The organism is Streptomyces sp. NPDC026206 (assembly GCF_040638465.1).
Lineage (GTDB): Bacteria > Actinomycetota > Actinomycetes > Streptomycetales > Streptomycetaceae > Streptomyces.
This window is the reverse complement of sequence record NZ_JBEZYL010000006.1, coordinates 219,344-234,200: the sequence shown is the minus strand read 5'-3', so window position 1 is coordinate 234,200 and position 14,857 is coordinate 219,344. Positions and strand designations below refer to the sequence as shown.

The 14,857-nt window shown below is 73.3% G+C and carries 14 protein-coding genes and 1 riboswitch; of the genes, 11 read left to right on the top strand and 3 right to left on the bottom strand.

Annotated elements, in window-relative coordinates:
- The first annotated feature begins 19 nt into the window (after positions 1 to 19).
- The 8 genes from AB0F13_RS12445 to AB0F13_RS12410 all read left to right on the top strand — a co-directional run bounded on the left by AB0F13_RS12445 (position 20) and on the right by AB0F13_RS12410 (position 8,942).
- Positions 20 to 1,393, top strand: a complete 1,374-nt coding sequence (locus tag AB0F13_RS12445) for a dipeptidase (RefSeq protein ID WP_362079397.1) — start codon at positions 20 to 22, stop codon at positions 1,391 to 1,393.
- The gene (locus AB0F13_RS12440; RefSeq protein WP_362079394.1) at positions 1,384 to 2,421 is read left to right on the top strand and encodes a class I SAM-dependent methyltransferase; all 1,038 of its coding nucleotides are present in this window, start codon (positions 1,384 to 1,386) and stop codon (positions 2,419 to 2,421) included. Before AB0F13_RS12445 ends, AB0F13_RS12440 begins: the two co-directional genes overlap by 10 nt.
- Positions 2,422 to 2,529: 108 nt before the next feature.
- Positions 2,530 to 3,840 (top strand): hydroxyacid-oxoacid transhydrogenase, encoded by a 1,311-nt coding sequence (locus AB0F13_RS12435; protein WP_362079391.1) that lies wholly within the window; start codon positions 2,530 to 2,532, stop codon positions 3,838 to 3,840.
- Between the two features lie 40 nt (positions 3,841 to 3,880).
- Positions 3,881 to 5,395 carry an aldehyde dehydrogenase family protein gene (locus AB0F13_RS12430; RefSeq protein WP_362079388.1) on the top strand — a complete coding sequence of 505 codons (1,515 nt, stop codon included), beginning with the start codon at positions 3,881 to 3,883 and terminating at the stop codon, positions 5,393 to 5,395.
- Positions 5,392 to 5,838, top strand: coding sequence for a response regulator transcription factor (locus tag AB0F13_RS12425; RefSeq protein ID WP_362079385.1), 447 nt, complete (start codon positions 5,392 to 5,394; stop codon positions 5,836 to 5,838). The genes AB0F13_RS12430 and AB0F13_RS12425 overlap by 4 nt, the downstream gene beginning before the upstream one ends.
- 87 nt (positions 5,839 to 5,925) lie before the next feature.
- A complete protein-coding gene (locus tag AB0F13_RS12420; RefSeq protein WP_362079382.1) occupies positions 5,926 to 6,888 on the top strand; it encodes a helix-turn-helix domain-containing protein in 963 nt (320 codons plus the stop codon).
- Positions 6,889 to 6,921: 33 nt separating this feature from the next.
- The gene (locus AB0F13_RS12415) at positions 6,922 to 7,962 is read left to right on the top strand and encodes an aspartate-semialdehyde dehydrogenase (protein ID WP_362079379.1); all 1,041 of its coding nucleotides are present in this window, start codon (positions 6,922 to 6,924) and stop codon (positions 7,960 to 7,962) included.
- Positions 7,959 to 8,942 (top strand): hypothetical protein, encoded by a 984-nt coding sequence (locus tag AB0F13_RS12410; protein WP_362079376.1) that lies wholly within the window; start codon positions 7,959 to 7,961, stop codon positions 8,940 to 8,942. The genes AB0F13_RS12415 and AB0F13_RS12410 overlap by 4 nt, the downstream gene beginning before the upstream one ends.
- Before the next feature lie 74 nt (positions 8,943 to 9,016).
- Here the strand turns inward: AB0F13_RS12410 and glyA are convergent, their stop codons facing one another.
- The 3 genes from glyA to gcvT all read right to left on the bottom strand — a co-directional run bounded on the left by glyA (position 9,017) and on the right by gcvT (position 11,888).
- Positions 9,017 to 10,291, bottom strand: a complete 1,275-nt coding sequence (glyA, locus tag AB0F13_RS12405) for a serine hydroxymethyltransferase (protein ID WP_362079373.1) — start codon at positions 10,289 to 10,291, stop codon at positions 9,017 to 9,019.
- Positions 10,292 to 10,322: 31 nt separating this feature from the next.
- Positions 10,323 to 10,697 carry a glycine cleavage system protein GcvH gene (gene gcvH, locus AB0F13_RS12400; protein ID WP_362079370.1) on the bottom strand — a complete coding sequence of 125 codons (375 nt, stop codon included), beginning with the start codon at positions 10,695 to 10,697 and terminating at the stop codon, positions 10,323 to 10,325.
- A 66-nt stretch (positions 10,698 to 10,763) separates the two neighbouring features.
- Complete coding sequence (gcvT, locus tag AB0F13_RS12395) at positions 10,764 to 11,888, bottom strand: glycine cleavage system aminomethyltransferase GcvT (protein ID WP_362079367.1); 1,125 nt, start codon at positions 11,886 to 11,888, stop codon at positions 10,764 to 10,766.
- 147 nt (positions 11,889 to 12,035) lie between these two features.
- A riboswitch (glycine riboswitch) is annotated at positions 12,036 to 12,132 on the bottom strand.
- A 220-nt stretch (positions 12,133 to 12,352) separates the two neighbouring features.
- Between gcvT and AB0F13_RS12390 the strand changes: the two genes are divergently transcribed.
- From AB0F13_RS12390 to AB0F13_RS12380, 3 genes are all read left to right on the top strand, one after another.
- The gene (locus AB0F13_RS12390; RefSeq protein WP_362079570.1) at positions 12,353 to 12,931 is read left to right on the top strand and encodes an AAA family ATPase; all 579 of its coding nucleotides are present in this window, start codon (positions 12,353 to 12,355) and stop codon (positions 12,929 to 12,931) included.
- 124 nt (positions 12,932 to 13,055) lie between these two features.
- The gene (locus AB0F13_RS12385) at positions 13,056 to 13,841 is read left to right on the top strand and encodes an enhanced serine sensitivity protein SseB C-terminal domain-containing protein (protein WP_362079364.1); all 786 of its coding nucleotides are present in this window, start codon (positions 13,056 to 13,058) and stop codon (positions 13,839 to 13,841) included.
- Between the two features lie 105 nt (positions 13,842 to 13,946).
- Positions 13,947 to 14,717 (top strand): enhanced serine sensitivity protein SseB C-terminal domain-containing protein, encoded by a 771-nt coding sequence (locus AB0F13_RS12380; RefSeq protein ID WP_362079567.1) that lies wholly within the window; start codon positions 13,947 to 13,949, stop codon positions 14,715 to 14,717.
- Positions 14,718 to 14,857: the final 140 nt, after the last annotated feature.

The window sequence follows — 14,857 nt, the reverse complement described above, 5'->3', positions numbered from 1 at the left end:
CGCAGACGAAGGAGCACCGATGCCCGTCGACGCGCTGCGCACCCACGTGCACGGCCTGATGGACCGGGCCCGCGAGGACCTGGCCACACTCGTCTCGTGCAGATCCGTGGCCGACCCCCGGCAGTTCCCCGCCGAGGAGTGCGCGAGGGCGGCCGCCTTCGTCGCCCGCCGGTTCACCGAGGCGGGCATCCCCGGGGTGCGGATGCTCGCCACCCCCGACGGCAGCGAGGCCGTCTACGGCCACCTGCCGGCACCGCCCGGCGCGCCCACCGTCCTCTTCTACAGCCACTACGACGTCCAGCCGCCACTGGACGAGGCCGCCTGGACCACACCGGTGTGGACGCTCACCGAGCGGGCGGACGGCCGCTGGTACGGGCGGGGTGCGGCGGACTGCAAGGGCAACATCGTCATGCAGCTCACCGCCCTGCGTGCGCTCGCCGCCGCGCGGGGCGGCCTGGAGGGGCTCGGCGTCGGCGTGAAGATCATCTCGGAGGGCTCGGAGGAGCAGAGCACCGGCGGCCTCGCCGCCTTCGTGCGCGCCAATCCCGAGCTGCTGCGCGCCGACACCGTCATGGTGTGCGACACGGGCAACGCCGAGGCGGGGCTGCCCACCATCACCACCGACCTGCGCGGCGTCGTCCACGCCACCGTCACCGTCCGCACCCTCGCCGGGCCCGTGCACTCCGGCTCCTTCGGCGGCCCCACGCCCGACCCGCTCACCGCGCTGATCCGGATGCTGGCCACCCTGCACGACGCGACGGGCGACACCACCGTCACCGGCCTGGACAACTCCGGCCGCTGGTACGGCGCCGGCTACCCCGAGGAGCGCTACCGCCGCGACACCGGCGTCCTGCCCGGCGTCCGCCTCGCCGGCAGCGGCACGGTCGCGGACATGCTGTGGGCCCGGCCCGCGCTGACCGTGGTCGGCATCGACTGCCCGCCGGTGATCGGCTCGGCCCCCGCCGTGCAGGGCGAGGTCCGCGCCAGGCTCGGCCTGCGGCTCCCGCACGGATGCGACCCGGACCGTGCCTGGCGCGCGCTCAAGGCCCACCTGGAGGCCGCCGCCCCCTGGAACGCCGAGGCCGAGGTCGTCTGCCTCTCCCACAGCCGCCCCTTCCGCTCCCGCACCGACGGCCCCGCCTACGGACGGCTCGCCAAGGCGCTGCAGGAGGCGTTCGGCAAGGAGACGACCACTACCGGCCAGGGCGGCTCGATTCCCACCTGCGACGCCCTGCAACAGACCTACCCGCACGCGGAGATCATGCTCGTGGGCGTCGAGGAGCCGCGCTGCCTCATCCACGCCCCCAACGAGAGCGTCGATCCGGCCGAGATCGAAAACATGGCGCTCGCCCAGGCGCTTTTCCTGACCGGGCTGGGGGAGCCGTGGAGCTGAGCTCGACGCACGTCCCGCCGGCCCGCCCGGCCCCCTTCTCACCGGCCGAGATGGAGCTGCACCTGAACCGGCTGCGCCGGGTGGCCCCCGGCCTCCACGCCTGCGTCGACACCGGCCGGGCCCGCGACTGGGCCCGCGACGCCACCGCCCGGGCCGCTTTCGCGGCCGACGACTTCGGTGACGAGCACGCCGGCGGCCGGGGCACCTCCTACGTCCGCGCCCAGGCCCACAACCTCACCGCCCGCGCCGAGGGCATCCGCCGGCTCCTCGCCCTCATACGCGGCGACCGGGCCCCCGCCCGCACCACCGTCGTCGACGTCCTCGGCGGCGACGGACTCGTGCGGCGCGTGGCCGGCCGGCTGGGGATGACCGACGTCGCGGTACTGACCTGCGACGCCTCCCCCTACATGGTGCGCGCGGCCTGGTCGGCCCGGTGCCCGGCCCTGTTGCAGCGCGCCGACCGGCTGCTGCAGCACGACGGTTCCGTCGACGGGGTCCTGGTCGCCTACGGCTCGCACCACATCGCGCCGCGCGACCGCGCGGAACTGGCGCGAGAGGCCCACCGCGTGCTGCGCCCGGGCGGGGTGATGGTGCTGCACGACTTCCTGGTGGGCTCGCCGATGGACACCTGGTTCGGCGAGGTCGTCGACCGGTACTCGCGCACCGGGCACACCTTTGAGCATTTCACCCGCGAGGACATCGGGAATTACCTGACGAAGGCGGGATTCGAACCGGTGGAGGTGATCTCGATGAACGATCCTTACACCGCCGGTGCCGCCACCCCGGAAGCAGCGGAAATCGATCTGGGCCATTACCTGCTGGATATGTACGGGCTGACCGGGATCGAGGATATCCACGGCCCGGAGGCGGCGCGCCGGACCATCGGCCTGGCGAAAGGGATCTTCCGCGAAGTAGGCGCGGACGGCACGGTCCACGGGTTCTCCATGCGGTACGACATGTCGTCAAAGGTGTGGAAGTGTACGGTGCCCAGAACCGCCGTCGTCGGCATTGGCCGAAAGCCGGTATAGGTCGGAAGTCCCGGTAGGAATCCTGGGTCTCCAGCCCCATGCGGAGGATCGAAAGCTGTGGTTAGTATCAAATCCAGCTGTTCCGCAAGGAGCTGAGGAGGGCCGAACGTGGACCTGATAACGGGGGCGAACGACGGCACAGCGGAAGGAGAGACCCTCATTTCCTGGCAGGCGCCGCCACTGAAGTTCGGAATCGGCGCCACCCGGGAGATCGGCTACGAACTCGCCAGAGCCGGACTCCGCTCCGTGCTCCTGGTGACCGACCCGACGCTGGCCGCACTGGGACTGGCGGCCCAGGTCGCCAAGAGGATCGAGCAGGACGGCGTGGCGGTGACGGTCTTCGACCGGACGCTCGTCGAACCCACCGACGCGAGCTGCACCGACGCGGCGCGCGAACTCGCCCACCTCGACATCGACGGCTACGTCGGCCTGGGAGGCGGCAGTTCGCTCGACACCGCCAAGATGATCAACCTGCTGCACAGCCACCCCGGCCGGGCCGTCCGCGACTACCTCAACAAGCCGATCGGCGCCGCCGCCGCGATCCCCGGGCCGCTCAAGCCTCTGATCGCCGTGCCCACCACCGCCGGCAGCGGCAGCGAGTGCACCGCCATGGTCGCCCTCGGCGTCACCGGACTGAACGTCAAGACGGGCATCAGCGACCCGTTCCTGCGCCCCTCGCTCGCCCTGGTCGACCCGCTCAACACCGTCACCCTGCCCGCGGCCGTCACCGCCGCCTCCGGGTACGACGTGCTCACCCACGCCTGCGAGTCGTACACGGCCCGCCCCTACGACCGTCGCCCCGCCTACCGCACCCCGGCCGACCGGCCCCTGTACATCGGCGCCAACCCGGTCAGCGACATCTGGGCCGAGGAGGCCCTGCGACTCGTCGGCCGGTACCTGCGCAGGGCCGTCCTCAACCCGCACGACCTGGAGGCCAGGACGGGGATGAGCCGGGCCGCCACCTTCGCCGGGCTCGGCTTCGGCAACGCCGGCACCCACATCCCGCACGCCTGCGCCTACCCCGTCGCCGGTCTCGTCCGCGAGTACCGGCCACCCGGCTACGACGTCGGGCACGCGATGGTGCCGCACGGCAGCGCCGTCGTCTGTACGGCCGCCGCCGCGTTCGCCTTCACCTACCCGACCGCCCCCGAGCGCCACCTGCGGGCGGCCGAGCTGCTGGGCGCGAACCTCGCCGGTGTCACCGCCGCCAACGGCGCGGACGCACTGCCCGCCACCTTGCAGAGCCTCGTCGCGGACACCCAGGGCCCCACCGGCCTCGGCGACTTCGGCTACACCCGGCGCGACCTGCCCGCGCTGGTCGACGGCGCGCTCAAGCAGCAACGGCTGCTGGTGTGCTGCCCCCGTGACGTGGCCGCCCGCGACCTGCAGAGGATTCTGGCCGGTTCACTCGACGGCTGACCGCCGTGCCGTGTCCCCACCAAGGAAGCCTGGTGTCCCCGTGAACGTCCATGCGAACGTCCCCGTGAACCCCGCGGCTCCACCTCACCACGCGGCCGTCATCGCGGGAAAGCACGTCCCCACGGCCGAGTGGATCGACGTCCTGGACCCCGCCGACGGCCGCCCCTTCGCACGCGTCGCCCGGTGCGGCGCCGCGGAGACCGACGAGGCCGTGGCCGCCGCCCGCGAGACCTACGAGCACACCTGGCGGGACACCACGCCCGCCGAACGCGGCCGCGTCTGCCGCCGCATCGCCGACGGGCTGCGCGCCGGGCGCGACCTGCTCGCCGAGACCGAGACCCGCGACACCGGCAAGCCCATCGGGCAGTCCCGCACCGACGTCGACGTCGCCGCCCGCTACTTCGAGTTCTACGGCGGCGCCATCGAGGCACTCGGCGGCGAGACCCTGATCAGCCGGCCCGACCTGCTCGCCTTCACCCTGCGCGAGCCCTACGGCGTGTGCGGCCACATCATTCCGTGGAACTACCCCCTCCAGGTCGCGGCCCGCACCGTGGCCCCGGCGCTGGCGGCCGGCAACTGCTGCGTCCTCAAGCCCGCCGAGGACGCCCCGCTCACCCCGGTCCTGCTCGCCGGCATCGCCCTGGAGGCCGGCCTGCCGCCGGGCGCGCTCAACGTCGTGCCGGGGTACGGGCATGAGGCGGGCGCCGCCCTCGCCGCGCACCCCGGGGTGGACCACCTCGCCTTCACCGGCTCCCGCGAGGTCGGCGCGTCGGTGATGGCGGCGGCGGCCCGCAACATCGTGCCCGTCACCCTCGAACTGGGCGGCAAGTCACCCCACATCGTCCTCCCCGACTACGACCCCGCACGCGCGGTACCGCTGATCGTCGCCTCCATCACCGAGCACGCGGGCCAGAACTGCTCGGCGGGCAGCCGGCTGCTCGTCCACGCCGCCGTCCACGACGAGCTCGTCGCTGCCCTCGCGGCCGCCTTCCGCGCCCTGCGCATCGGCCCCGGGCTCACCGACCCCGACCTCGGACCGCTGATCTCCGCGCCCCAGCGCGAGCGCGTCCTCGGCCACCTCCGGCAGGGCCGCCGCGACTGCGTCACCGTCACCGGCGGCGGGATCCCGGCCGGAGCGGCCTACGAGCAGGGCTTCTACGTCGAACCCACCCTCCTGGACCGGGTGGACCCGAGGCACCCGGTCTTCACCGAGGAGATCTTCGGGCCCGTCCTCGCCGTCACGTCCTTCGACACGCTCGGCGAGGCCGTCCGCCTCGCGGAGGCCACCAGCTACGGGCTCGCCGCCGGAGTCTGGACGCGTGACGTGGGCACCGCCCACCGGCTCGCCCGGCAGCTGCGCACCGGGCAGGTCTTCGTGAACAACTACAGCGCCGCCGGCGGGGTGGAGCTGCCCTTCGGCGGCTGCAAACGCTCCGGGATCGGCGTGGAAAAGGGATTTGAGGCACTGCGTGAATACACGCGCTGCAAAACGGTCGCGATCCACACGCGGCCGTGGGAATCGTCGGCTTCCGATGAAGAGGGGTGCGAAGGGTGAACCATGTCCGAGAGGAGCGAAGTGCGAAGACACATGACCGGGAGATCTGTGCCGTGTGCGGCGTCCGGTCGACCTCGGCCGCGGCACTCGTCGACGCCCTCGACGAAATGCATGTCGCGCTCGCCGCGGCGCAGAAATTGCTCGCCGAGTTCTTCGCCGAACACAGCGAGGACCGCGACCCACCGGGCGGGGGCCCGGCCTGCGGTCGCGACACGGCCGTCCAGCAGGCCCTTTCCCTGCTGACGCCACGGGAGCGCGAGGTCCTGGGGCTGGTGGCCCAGGGAAAGTCCAACCGGCAGGTCGCCAGTTCGCTGGAGATATCCGAGAAGACCGTCAAGAACCACCTGTCCGCGGTGTTCTCCAAAGTGGGCGCGGCGGACCGCACACAGGCCGTGGTGTTCGGCATCCGAGGCGGTCTCGTCCGGATCGGCGGGGCCGCCTGACGCATGGTGTCAGTGTGCGGCAATGCGTGGCCGACGGACAGCGCACGGACTGTCGGCCCACCACGAATCCCTGCCACATTGGGGGACATGCTGAAAAACGTGGCCGCAGTACTGCTCGACAACGTCCATCCCTTTGAACTCGGTGTCGTCTGCGAAGTGTTCGGCATCGACCGGCAGTCGGAGGGGCTGCCCGCATACGACTTCGCGCTCGTCGCGGCGGAGTCCTTCTCGGTGCGGGCCGTCCCCGGCTTCACCATCAGCACGCCGTACGGCCTCGACCGCCTGGAGGACGCCGACCTGATAGCCGTGCCGGTCGGGGACGACTTCCACACCCGCGAGTTCCCGCCGGAGCTGCTGGAGGCCCTGCGCCGGGCCGTGTTCCGCGGCGCGCGGGTGCTCAGCGTCTGCGTGGGCGCGTTCGTCCTCGCCGCCGCCGGCCTGCTGGACGGCCGCCGCTGCACCACGCACTGGCGGTACGCCGCCGCGCTCGCCGACCGCTACCCCAAGGCCCTCGTCGAGCCCGGAGTGCTCTACGTCGACGCCGACCCGGTGATCACCTCCGCGGGCACCTCGGCGGGCATCGACGCCTGCCTCCACCTCGTCCGCAAGCTGCAGGGCAGCGAGGTCGCCAACGCCATAGCCCGCCGGATGGTGGTGCCCCCGCACCGTGAGGGCGGCCAGGCCCAGTACATCGAACGGCCCGTCCCCGACTGCCGCGAGGACGGCGTGCGCCAGGTGCTGGCCTGGATGGAGCTCCACCTCGACAAGGAACTGACCGTGGAACAGCTCGCCGCCCAGGCGTGCATGTCCCCGCGGACCTTCGCCCGCCGCTTCCGGCAGGAGACCGGCACCACGCCCTACCGCTGGCTGCTCGGCCAGCGGGTGCTCTTCGCGCAGCGGCTGCTGGAGCGCACGGACGACACGGTGGAGTCCGTGGCCGCCCGCACCGGATTTACCAACGCCGCCGCCCTGCGCCACCAGTTCGTCCGCTCGCTCGGCACCACCCCGCACACCTACCGACGCATGTTCCGGGGCCCCGCACGGCTGTGACGGCCCGGGCGCCCGGCCGAATGGAGGACAACCATGCTGCACATCGCGGTGATCGGCGCGACCGGAGCGGTCGGCCGGGAGTGCCTCGGCCTCCTCGACGGCGGCATCGTGCCCGTGGCCCGGGTGACCGCCGCCGCCTCCCCGCGCAGCGCCGGCCACGACCTGGGCGCCGAACTCGGCCTGAAGCTGCCCATGGCACCGGTCACGGCCCTCGACGATCTCGACCCCGAGGGCCTGGACGTGGCCGTCCTCAGCGCGGGCGCCGACATCAGCAGAGCCCGGGCGCGACGGCTGGCATCGGCCGGCGCGCTCGTCGTCGACAACAGCTCCGCGTTCCGCATGGATCCCGCCGTCCCCCTGGTCGTACCGCAGGTCAACCCGCACGAGCTGGCCGTCCGGCCCGCGAGCGGCATCGTCGCCAACCCCAACTGCTCGACCATCCAGCTCGTACGGGCCCTCCACCCGCTGCACACCCTCGCCGGGCTGGAGAGCGTCGTCGTCTGCACCTACCAGGCGGCCTCCGGGGGCGGCCTGCGCGGCCTGGACGAACTGGCCGGGGACTCGGCCGCGCTGCTCGCCTCCGCGGGCGCCGGGCCCACCCGGCCGGGCGGCCGCTTCGGACAGCCGCTGGCCTTCAACCTGGTGCCCGAGATAGGGCTGCCGGACGGGACCGGCTTCACCCACGAGGAGCGCAAGCTCGCCCGCGAGCCACGCAAGATCCTCGGCCTGCCCCGGCTGCGGCTGACCGCGACCGCCGTGCGCGTGCCGGTCTTCCACTGCCACTCCGAGGCCGTGTACGTACGGCTGCGCGAACCCGTCACGGCCGGTGCGGTCCAGGAGGCGCTGGCGGCGGCGCCGGGCCTGCGCGTCCACCGGGACGGCTACCCGATGCCGCGCACGGTCTTCGACGGCCCGGAGAGCCGGGCCGCCGTGCACGTCGGGCGCATCCGTGTCGAGCCGGACGACCCGCGCGGGGTCTGGCTGTGGGTCGTCGCCGACAACCTGTGGGTCGGCGCGGCGCTCAACGCCCTGCAGATCGTGCAGACGGCGGTGCGGCGGGGGTGGCTGCGGTGAACGCGCCCGCCGCCCCCCTGGTGCTCAAGTTCGGCGGCTCCGCGTTCGCCGAGCTCGACGGGTTCACGCGCATCGCCCGCTACGTGGCCGGGCGTGCCGCCGCTGCCGGGCGGCCGGTGGTCGTGGTGGTCAGTGCCATGTCCGGTACCACCGGCCGGCTGCAGGAGACCCTCGACCACCTCGCCCCCGACCCGCCCGGCGAGGCCGCGGCCATGCTGCTCACCAGCGGCGAGACCGTCAGCGTCGCCCTGCTGGCCGCCGCCCTGGGCGCGGCCGGCCTGCCGGCGAGCGCCGTCCCCGCCGCCGGCACCGGCCTGCTCGGCGAGGGCCCGCCGCAGCACGCCGAGCTGATCCGCGCCGACCCTGCTCCCCTGCGTGCCGCCCTCGGCGCCCGCCGCGTCGCGGTGGTGCCCGGCGGCCAGGCCGTGGACGGTGCCGGGCACACCGTCATGCTGGGCCGCAACAGTTCCGACCTGTCGGCGGTCGCCCTCGCGGGCGGCCTGGGCGCGCCCGTCTGCGAGCTCTTCTCCGACGTCCCGGGTGTCTGCACCGCCGACCCCCGCCTGGTCCCGGCCGCGCGGACCCTCGGCGGCGTCGACTACGCGACGGTCGACCGCATGTCGCGGCACGGGGCCAAGGTCGTCCACACCCGCGCCGTCACCTGGGCCCGGCGCACCGGCGTCCTGCTGCACTGCCGTCCGCTGCCGCCGCTCGCCGGCGAGGGCACGACGGTCGGCCGGGGCCCGGCCTCCGCGGCGGTCGTCGTGGCCGCCCACGACGACCGGCTCAGCCGCGTCACCGCCCTCTTCTCGGACGGGCGCGCCGAACACGCCCTCGTCCCGCACGCCGAGGCGCCGGGCCGGGCCCGCCGCGCCCACGAGAGGCTGTTCCCCGGGGCGGAGCGGGCCTTGGGCGGCAGGGCTGCCGGGCCCCTGCCGCCCAAGGCCCGCTCCCCGCACAGTGATGTGCTGATCACATGAGCCTCTCACGCGAGAGGGGCCGGTACGGATGTCCGTACCGGCCCCTTCCCGTCCGCCCCGGGCGCTGACGCGCCTTACAGCGACGGGTACAGCGGGTGCTTGTCCGCCAGGGCCGTGACCCGGCCGCGCAGCGCCTGGGCGTCGGCGTCCCCGAAGGGGGAGGGAGCCTTCAGCGCCTCGGCGATGATGTCGGCGACCTCGCGGAAGTCCTCCGCCTGGAAGCCGCGGGTGGCCAGCGCCGGCGTGCCGATCCGCAGACCCGAGGTGACCATCGGGGGCCGGGGGTCGTTCGGGATGGCGTTGCGGTTGACCGTGATGCCGACCTCGTGGAGGCGGTCCTCGGCCTGCTGGCCGTCCAGCTCGGAGTTGCGCAGGTCCACTAGGACCAGGTGCACGTCCGTGCCGCCGGAGAGGACGGAGACGCCCGCCTCCTTGACGTCGTCCTGCATCAGGCGCTCGGCGAGGATCTTCGCGCCCTCCAGCGTGCGCTGCTGGCGCTCCTTGAACTCCTCGCTCGCCGCGACCTTGAAGGAGACCGCCTTCGCCGCGATGACGTGCTCCAGCGGACCGCCCTGCTGGCCGGGGAAGACCGCGGAGTTGATCTTCTTGGCGAGCTCGGCCGTCGAGAGGATCACACCGCCGCGCGGACCACCGAGGGTCTTGTGCGTGGTGGTGGTCACGACGTGCGCGTGCGGCACCGGGGAGGGGTGCAGCCCGGCGGCGACGAGGCCCGCGAAGTGGGCCATGTCGACCATCAGGTACGCGCCGACCTCGTCCGCGATCCTGCGGAAGGCCGCGAAGTCCAGCTGGCGCGGGTAGGCCGACCAGCCGGCGACGATCAGCTTCGGGCGGTGCTCCTTGGCGAGGCGCTCGACCTCGTCCATGTCGACCAGGTTGGTGGCCTCGTCGACGTGGTAGGCGACCACGTTGTAGAGCTTGCCGGAGAAGTTGATCTTCATGCCGTGGGTCAGGTGCCCGCCGTGCGCGAGGTTCAGACCCAGGATGGTGTCGCCGGGGCTGAGCAGGGCGAACATCGCGGCGGCGTTGGCCTGTGCGCCGGAGTGCGGCTGCACGTTGGCGTGCTCGGCGCCGAAGAGCGCCTTGATGCGGTCGATCGCGATCTGCTCGACGACGTCGACGTGCTCGCAGCCACCGTAGTAACGGCGGCCCGGGTAGCCCTCGGCGTACTTGTTGGTGAGGACCGAGCCCTGGGCCTCCATGACCGCGACCGGAGCGAAGTTCTCCGAGGCGATCATCTCAAGGGTGGACTGCTGGCGGTGGAGTTCGGCGTCGACGGCGGCGGCGACGTCGGGGTCGAGCTCATGGAGGGAGCTGTTCAGAAGCGACATGAGTTCTTCCTGGGCGGGGGGAGAGGCGGGGTCAGCCGGCGAAGGCGGTGTACTCGTCGGCGGACATCAGGTCCTCCGGCTCGTCCGTGATCTTCACCTTGAACAGCCAGCCGCCCTCGAAGGGGGCGGTATTCACCAGCGCCGGGTCGTTCACGACGTCCTCGTTGATCTCGACGATCTCGCCCGTGACGGGGGCGAAGAGGTCGCTGACCGACTTGGTCGACTCCAGCTCACCACAGGTCTCGCCCGCGGTCACCGTGTCGCCGACGGGCGGCAGCTGGGCGTAGACGACATCGCCGAGCGCGTTGGCCGCGAACTCGGTGATGCCGACCGTCGCCACGCCGTTCTCGACGGCCGAGAGCCACTCGTGCTCCTTGCTGTAACGGAGCTGCTGGGGGTTGCTCATGACTAGATTCTCCTGTACGCGCGTGGGTGCTGGTGCAAGGGGTCTTGACGGGTGGGACGAGCGGACTCAGCGTTCCCGCTTGTAGAACGGCAGGGCGACGACCTCGTACGGCTCATGGGCGCCGCGAATGTCCACCGATACCCCATCCGTGCCGGGCGCGGCGTGCGCCGCGTCGACGTAGGCGATCGCGATCGGCTTGCCGAGGGTGGGGGAGGGGGCGCCCGAGGTGACCTCGCCCACCACCTGGCCGCCGACCGTCACGGGGTAGCCGGCGCGCGGCACGCGGCGGCCGGTCGCGATCAGGCCGACCAGCTTGCGCGGCGGCGCGGCCTCGGCCCGCGCGGCGGCGGCCAGCAGCGCCTCGCGGCCCACGAAGTCCCCGCCGCCTGCGGACTTGTCGAACTTCACGACCCGGCCCAGCCCCGCGTCGAACGGCGTGGTGGCGGTGGTCAGCTCGTGCCCGTACAGCGGCATGCCCGCCTCCAGGCGCAGCGTGTCGCGGCAGGAGAGGCCGCAGGGCACCAGGCCCGCGTCCGCGCCCGCCTCGGTGAGCGCCTGCCACAGCTTCCCGGCGTCGGCGGGGGCGACGAAGAGCTCGAAGCCGTCCTCGCCGGTGTAGCCGGTACGGGCGATCAGCGCGGGCACGCCCGCGACGGTGCCCGGCAGGCCCGCGTAGTACTTCAGCCCGTCCAGGTCGGCGTCCGTGACCGATTTGAGGATGCCGGGGGAGGCGGGGCCCTGGACGGCGATCAGCGCGTAGTGGTCGCGGTCGTCGCGCACGGCCGTCCCGAAGCCGGCGGCGCGCTCGGTGAGCGCGTCCAGCACGACCTGGGCGTTGGATGCGTTGGCGACCACCATGTATTCCTCGTCCGCCAGGCGGTAGACGATCAGGTCGTCCAGGATGCCGCCCTCGGCGTCGCAGATCATGGTGTAGCGGGCGCGGCCGACGGCCAGCGCGGACAGGTTGCCCACCAGGGCGTAGTCGAGGGCCTGCCCGGCCTGGGGGCCCGTAAGGGTGATCTCGCCCATGTGGGAGAGGTCGAAGAGACCGGCGCGGGTGCGCACGGCGAGGTGCTCGTCGCGCTCGCTGCCGTAGCGCAGGGGCATGTCCCAGCCCGCGAAGTCGGTCATGGTGGCGCCCAGGCCGCGGTGCACGGCGTCGAGGGCGGTATGGCGGGGGGCTTCGGTCATGGTCAGGCTCCCGGACACGAGTCGGAGGTCGGCCCTCCCCATCTGTCATCGGAACCTGAGAGGTTCACCGGGAGCCCGTGGGTCCCCCGGCTTGCACCTTGGGTGGGGCCACCGCCACGAGGAACGGGGCCCGCTTTTCAGATCTGCCTCACCCGCGCGGTACGGGGCCTGAGAGATTCAAGGGAGGAACTTGCTCCTTCGGCGCCCGGTGCACAAGGCACCAGGACTCTCCCGCGCGGATTCGAGCGGCCGGTATGCAGTTGATAGACATGCCGTTGGCGCGCACATCATTGCACGTACGAGCGTGCGAGGGGCTGCCCACTCCCGCATGAATTGGATTACCTTTTCTTTACGGTCCGTGGGTAGGGGGCAGGCAGCGGACGGGGGAGGGGAAGGCGATCACGGTGCGTACGGACGTCCAGGGGGAGGTGCCGGCCGCCGCGACGGCGGGGCCGCCCACGGGGGTGCGGGACCTGCGCGGCGCCGGCCGCGCCGAGCTGCGCTATCCGCTCGGTGACCTGCTCGTCGTCTCCGGGATGCCCGGCAGCGGCAAGTCCACGCTGATGCGGCGCGCCGTGGCCGCGGCGGACGCCCGGGGCGCTGCCGTCCACCGCGTGGACTCCCAGGACTCCCGCGAGCGCGTGGAGCGGCGGACGCCGCAGTGGCTGCCGTACGCGGTCTACCGCCCGCTCGTGCGCCTGGCGCATTACGGTGCGCTGCGGCGCGCGCTGCGCTCGGACGGGAGCGTCGTGGTGCACGACTGCGGTGAGCGCGGCTGGGTGCGCCGCTGGCTCGCGCGCGACGCGCGGCGCCGGGGCGGCGCGGTGCACGTGCTGCTGCTCGCCGTGGAGCCGCACACCGCGCTCGCCGGCCAGGCGGAGCGCGGCCGCCGCGTCTCGCGCCAGGCCTTCGCCCGCCACCACCGCGCGATGACCCGCCTCCTGACGGACGCCACCACCGGCCGCACCCCCCCGGGCGCGGCCTCGGCCACCCTCCTCGACCGCCCCGCCGCCGACACCCTCACCACCATCGCCTTCGGCTGACGGCCCGTGGCGGCTCCCCCGGCCCGCGCGGACCCCGGGGCCCTACGGGGCACCGGCGCAGAGGGAGGCGGGGTGCAGCCGTTAAGGTGCGGGTGCGGTGGTGACGAGACGGTGGTTGGGACAGGTGAGCGTGTCCGAGCAGTACGGGTGGGGCCCGGAGCAGGGTGGCGGCGGCGCCGGGGCGTGGCCTGCCAATGAACTCGAAGAGGTGCTCGCCGCCTCCCTGGGCGCGCCCGACGCGGGCGCGCGCATCGTGGAGGTGCTCGGCCGCAGCAGCGTGTGGATCCCGCTGCCCAACGGCGGCTCGGCCGGCAGCCCCGGCCTCGACCTGCCCACCATGGAGCTGGACGGTGCGGCGTACGTGCCCGTCTTCAGCTCCCGGGAGCAGTTCCTGCGGGTCGCGGGGGAGCGGATGCCGTTCGCCGTGGCCCCCGCCGTGGAGTTCGCCCGCGGCCTGCCCCCGCAGGTCGGCATCGCCGTCAACCCCGAGGGCGCGGTCGGCGTGCCCCTGCCGCCGCCCGCCGTCGCCGCACTGTGCCGGGCCGGCCGCACGGCCCTGGACGGCGACGCCACCGGCGGCCGGGTGCGGTTGTTCGAGCCGGACTGGCAGGAGGAGCCCACCGCGTTCCTGGCCGCCGCCGGCCTGCAGTTCGCGGCCGCCCAGGTCGTACGGACCGCTCGCCGCACCCTGGCCAGCGTGGAGGGCGCCGGCCCCGCGCTGTTCGTCGGGGTGGAGCTGGACCTGCCCGACCCCGCGAGCCGCACCGCCGCCATGGAGGCGCTCGGCCGGGCACTGGGCGAGGCGGCCGTTGTCTGGCCCGTACAACTGGTCTTCCTGGACGTCGCACACGACCCCGTGGCCGACTGGATGCGCGACCGGGTGCGTCCGTTCTACGACCGTGACCTGTGACAGCCCTCATGCCCGCCGCCGCGGGCTCGTAAGCTGGTTGGAACAGACGGCCAAGAGAAGAGGCGGACCCAGGTGAGCGCGGGCGCGGAGAGCGGCGTGGAGCAGGTGCTGCGCCAAGTGGCGCCCGGCAGGTACGACACGTACGAGGCGCTGCTGGGCGCGCTCGCCGAGGGCCGGGTCTGGATGCTGCTGTGGCACGGCCAGGCCGGGTCCCCCGACGCCCAGTACGGCAACATGGAGGTCGACGGCCTCGGCTACGCCCCCTGCGTGACCTCCGCGCAGGAGCTCGCCGCCAGCGGCTGGAACCGCGCCCACGAGGTCGTCTCCGGCCGGGACATCGCCGCCTCCCTCTACCCCGACCGCTGGGGCCTGTGGCTCAACCCGCACGCGCCCGGCGGCGGCGTCGGCATCCCCTGGCCCGACCTGCGCCGGATCACCGCCGGTCTGGACCGGCTGCCCGCCGGACCCCTGCGGCTGAGCGAACCGGCCGTGGACATTCCGCAGTTCTACGCCCTGCTCGGGCAGAACGCCCACCGCACCCCCGTGGTGCGGTCGCTGCGCCGCGCCTGGGTTCAGCCCGCGCTGGGCACGCCCTACCTGGCCATCGGGCTCGACCTCTACGACACCTCACCGGTGGCCGTGGAGTCCGTGCGGCTGATGATGCAGCAGTCGGTCGGCGTGGTCCCGGAGGGGCTGCCCGTCTCGACGGTGTCGATGGCGGACGAGTACGACCCGGTCGCGATGTGGATGCGCGCCAACGCGCGGCCCTTCTTCGACCGTGACGCCTACGGCGCGGCCGCCCCTGCCCCTGCCGCAGGCCATGCCGCCGGCTACGGCTACCCCCCGCAGCAGGGCTGGCAGGCCGGGGCGTACTGACCCCTTCGCCGGGTCACCGCCCCGCTCCCGGGCGACCCGTGTCCGTATAACGGAAGCCCCCTACGCACATCACGGTTGCGCATACATTGCGGATGAGGTCTGGCGGGTGATCGCCGGCGCGTTGAAGACTCCCGCCAACA

What these genes read in the sequence shown, in the direction of transcription:
- AB0F13_RS12445 (WP_362079397.1), top strand. Translation starts at nt 20, where the DNA reads ATGCCCGTCGACGCGCTGCGCACCCACGTGCACGGCCTGATGGACCGG.
- AB0F13_RS12420 (WP_362079382.1), top strand. Translation starts at nt 5,926, where the DNA reads ATGCTGAAAAACGTGGCCGCAGTACTGCTCGACAACGTCCATCCCTTT.
- AB0F13_RS12415 (WP_362079379.1), top strand. Translation starts at nt 6,922, where the DNA reads ATGCTGCACATCGCGGTGATCGGCGCGACCGGAGCGGTCGGCCGGGAG.
- glyA (WP_362079373.1), bottom strand. Translation starts at nt 10,291, where the DNA reads ATGTCGCTTCTGAACAGCTCCCTCCATGAGCTCGACCCCGACGTCGCC.
- gcvH (WP_362079370.1), bottom strand. Translation starts at nt 10,697, where the DNA reads ATGAGCAACCCCCAGCAGCTCCGTTACAGCAAGGAGCACGAGTGGCTC.
- gcvT (WP_362079367.1), bottom strand. Translation starts at nt 11,888, where the DNA reads ATGACCGAAGCCCCCCGCCATACCGCCCTCGACGCCGTGCACCGCGGC.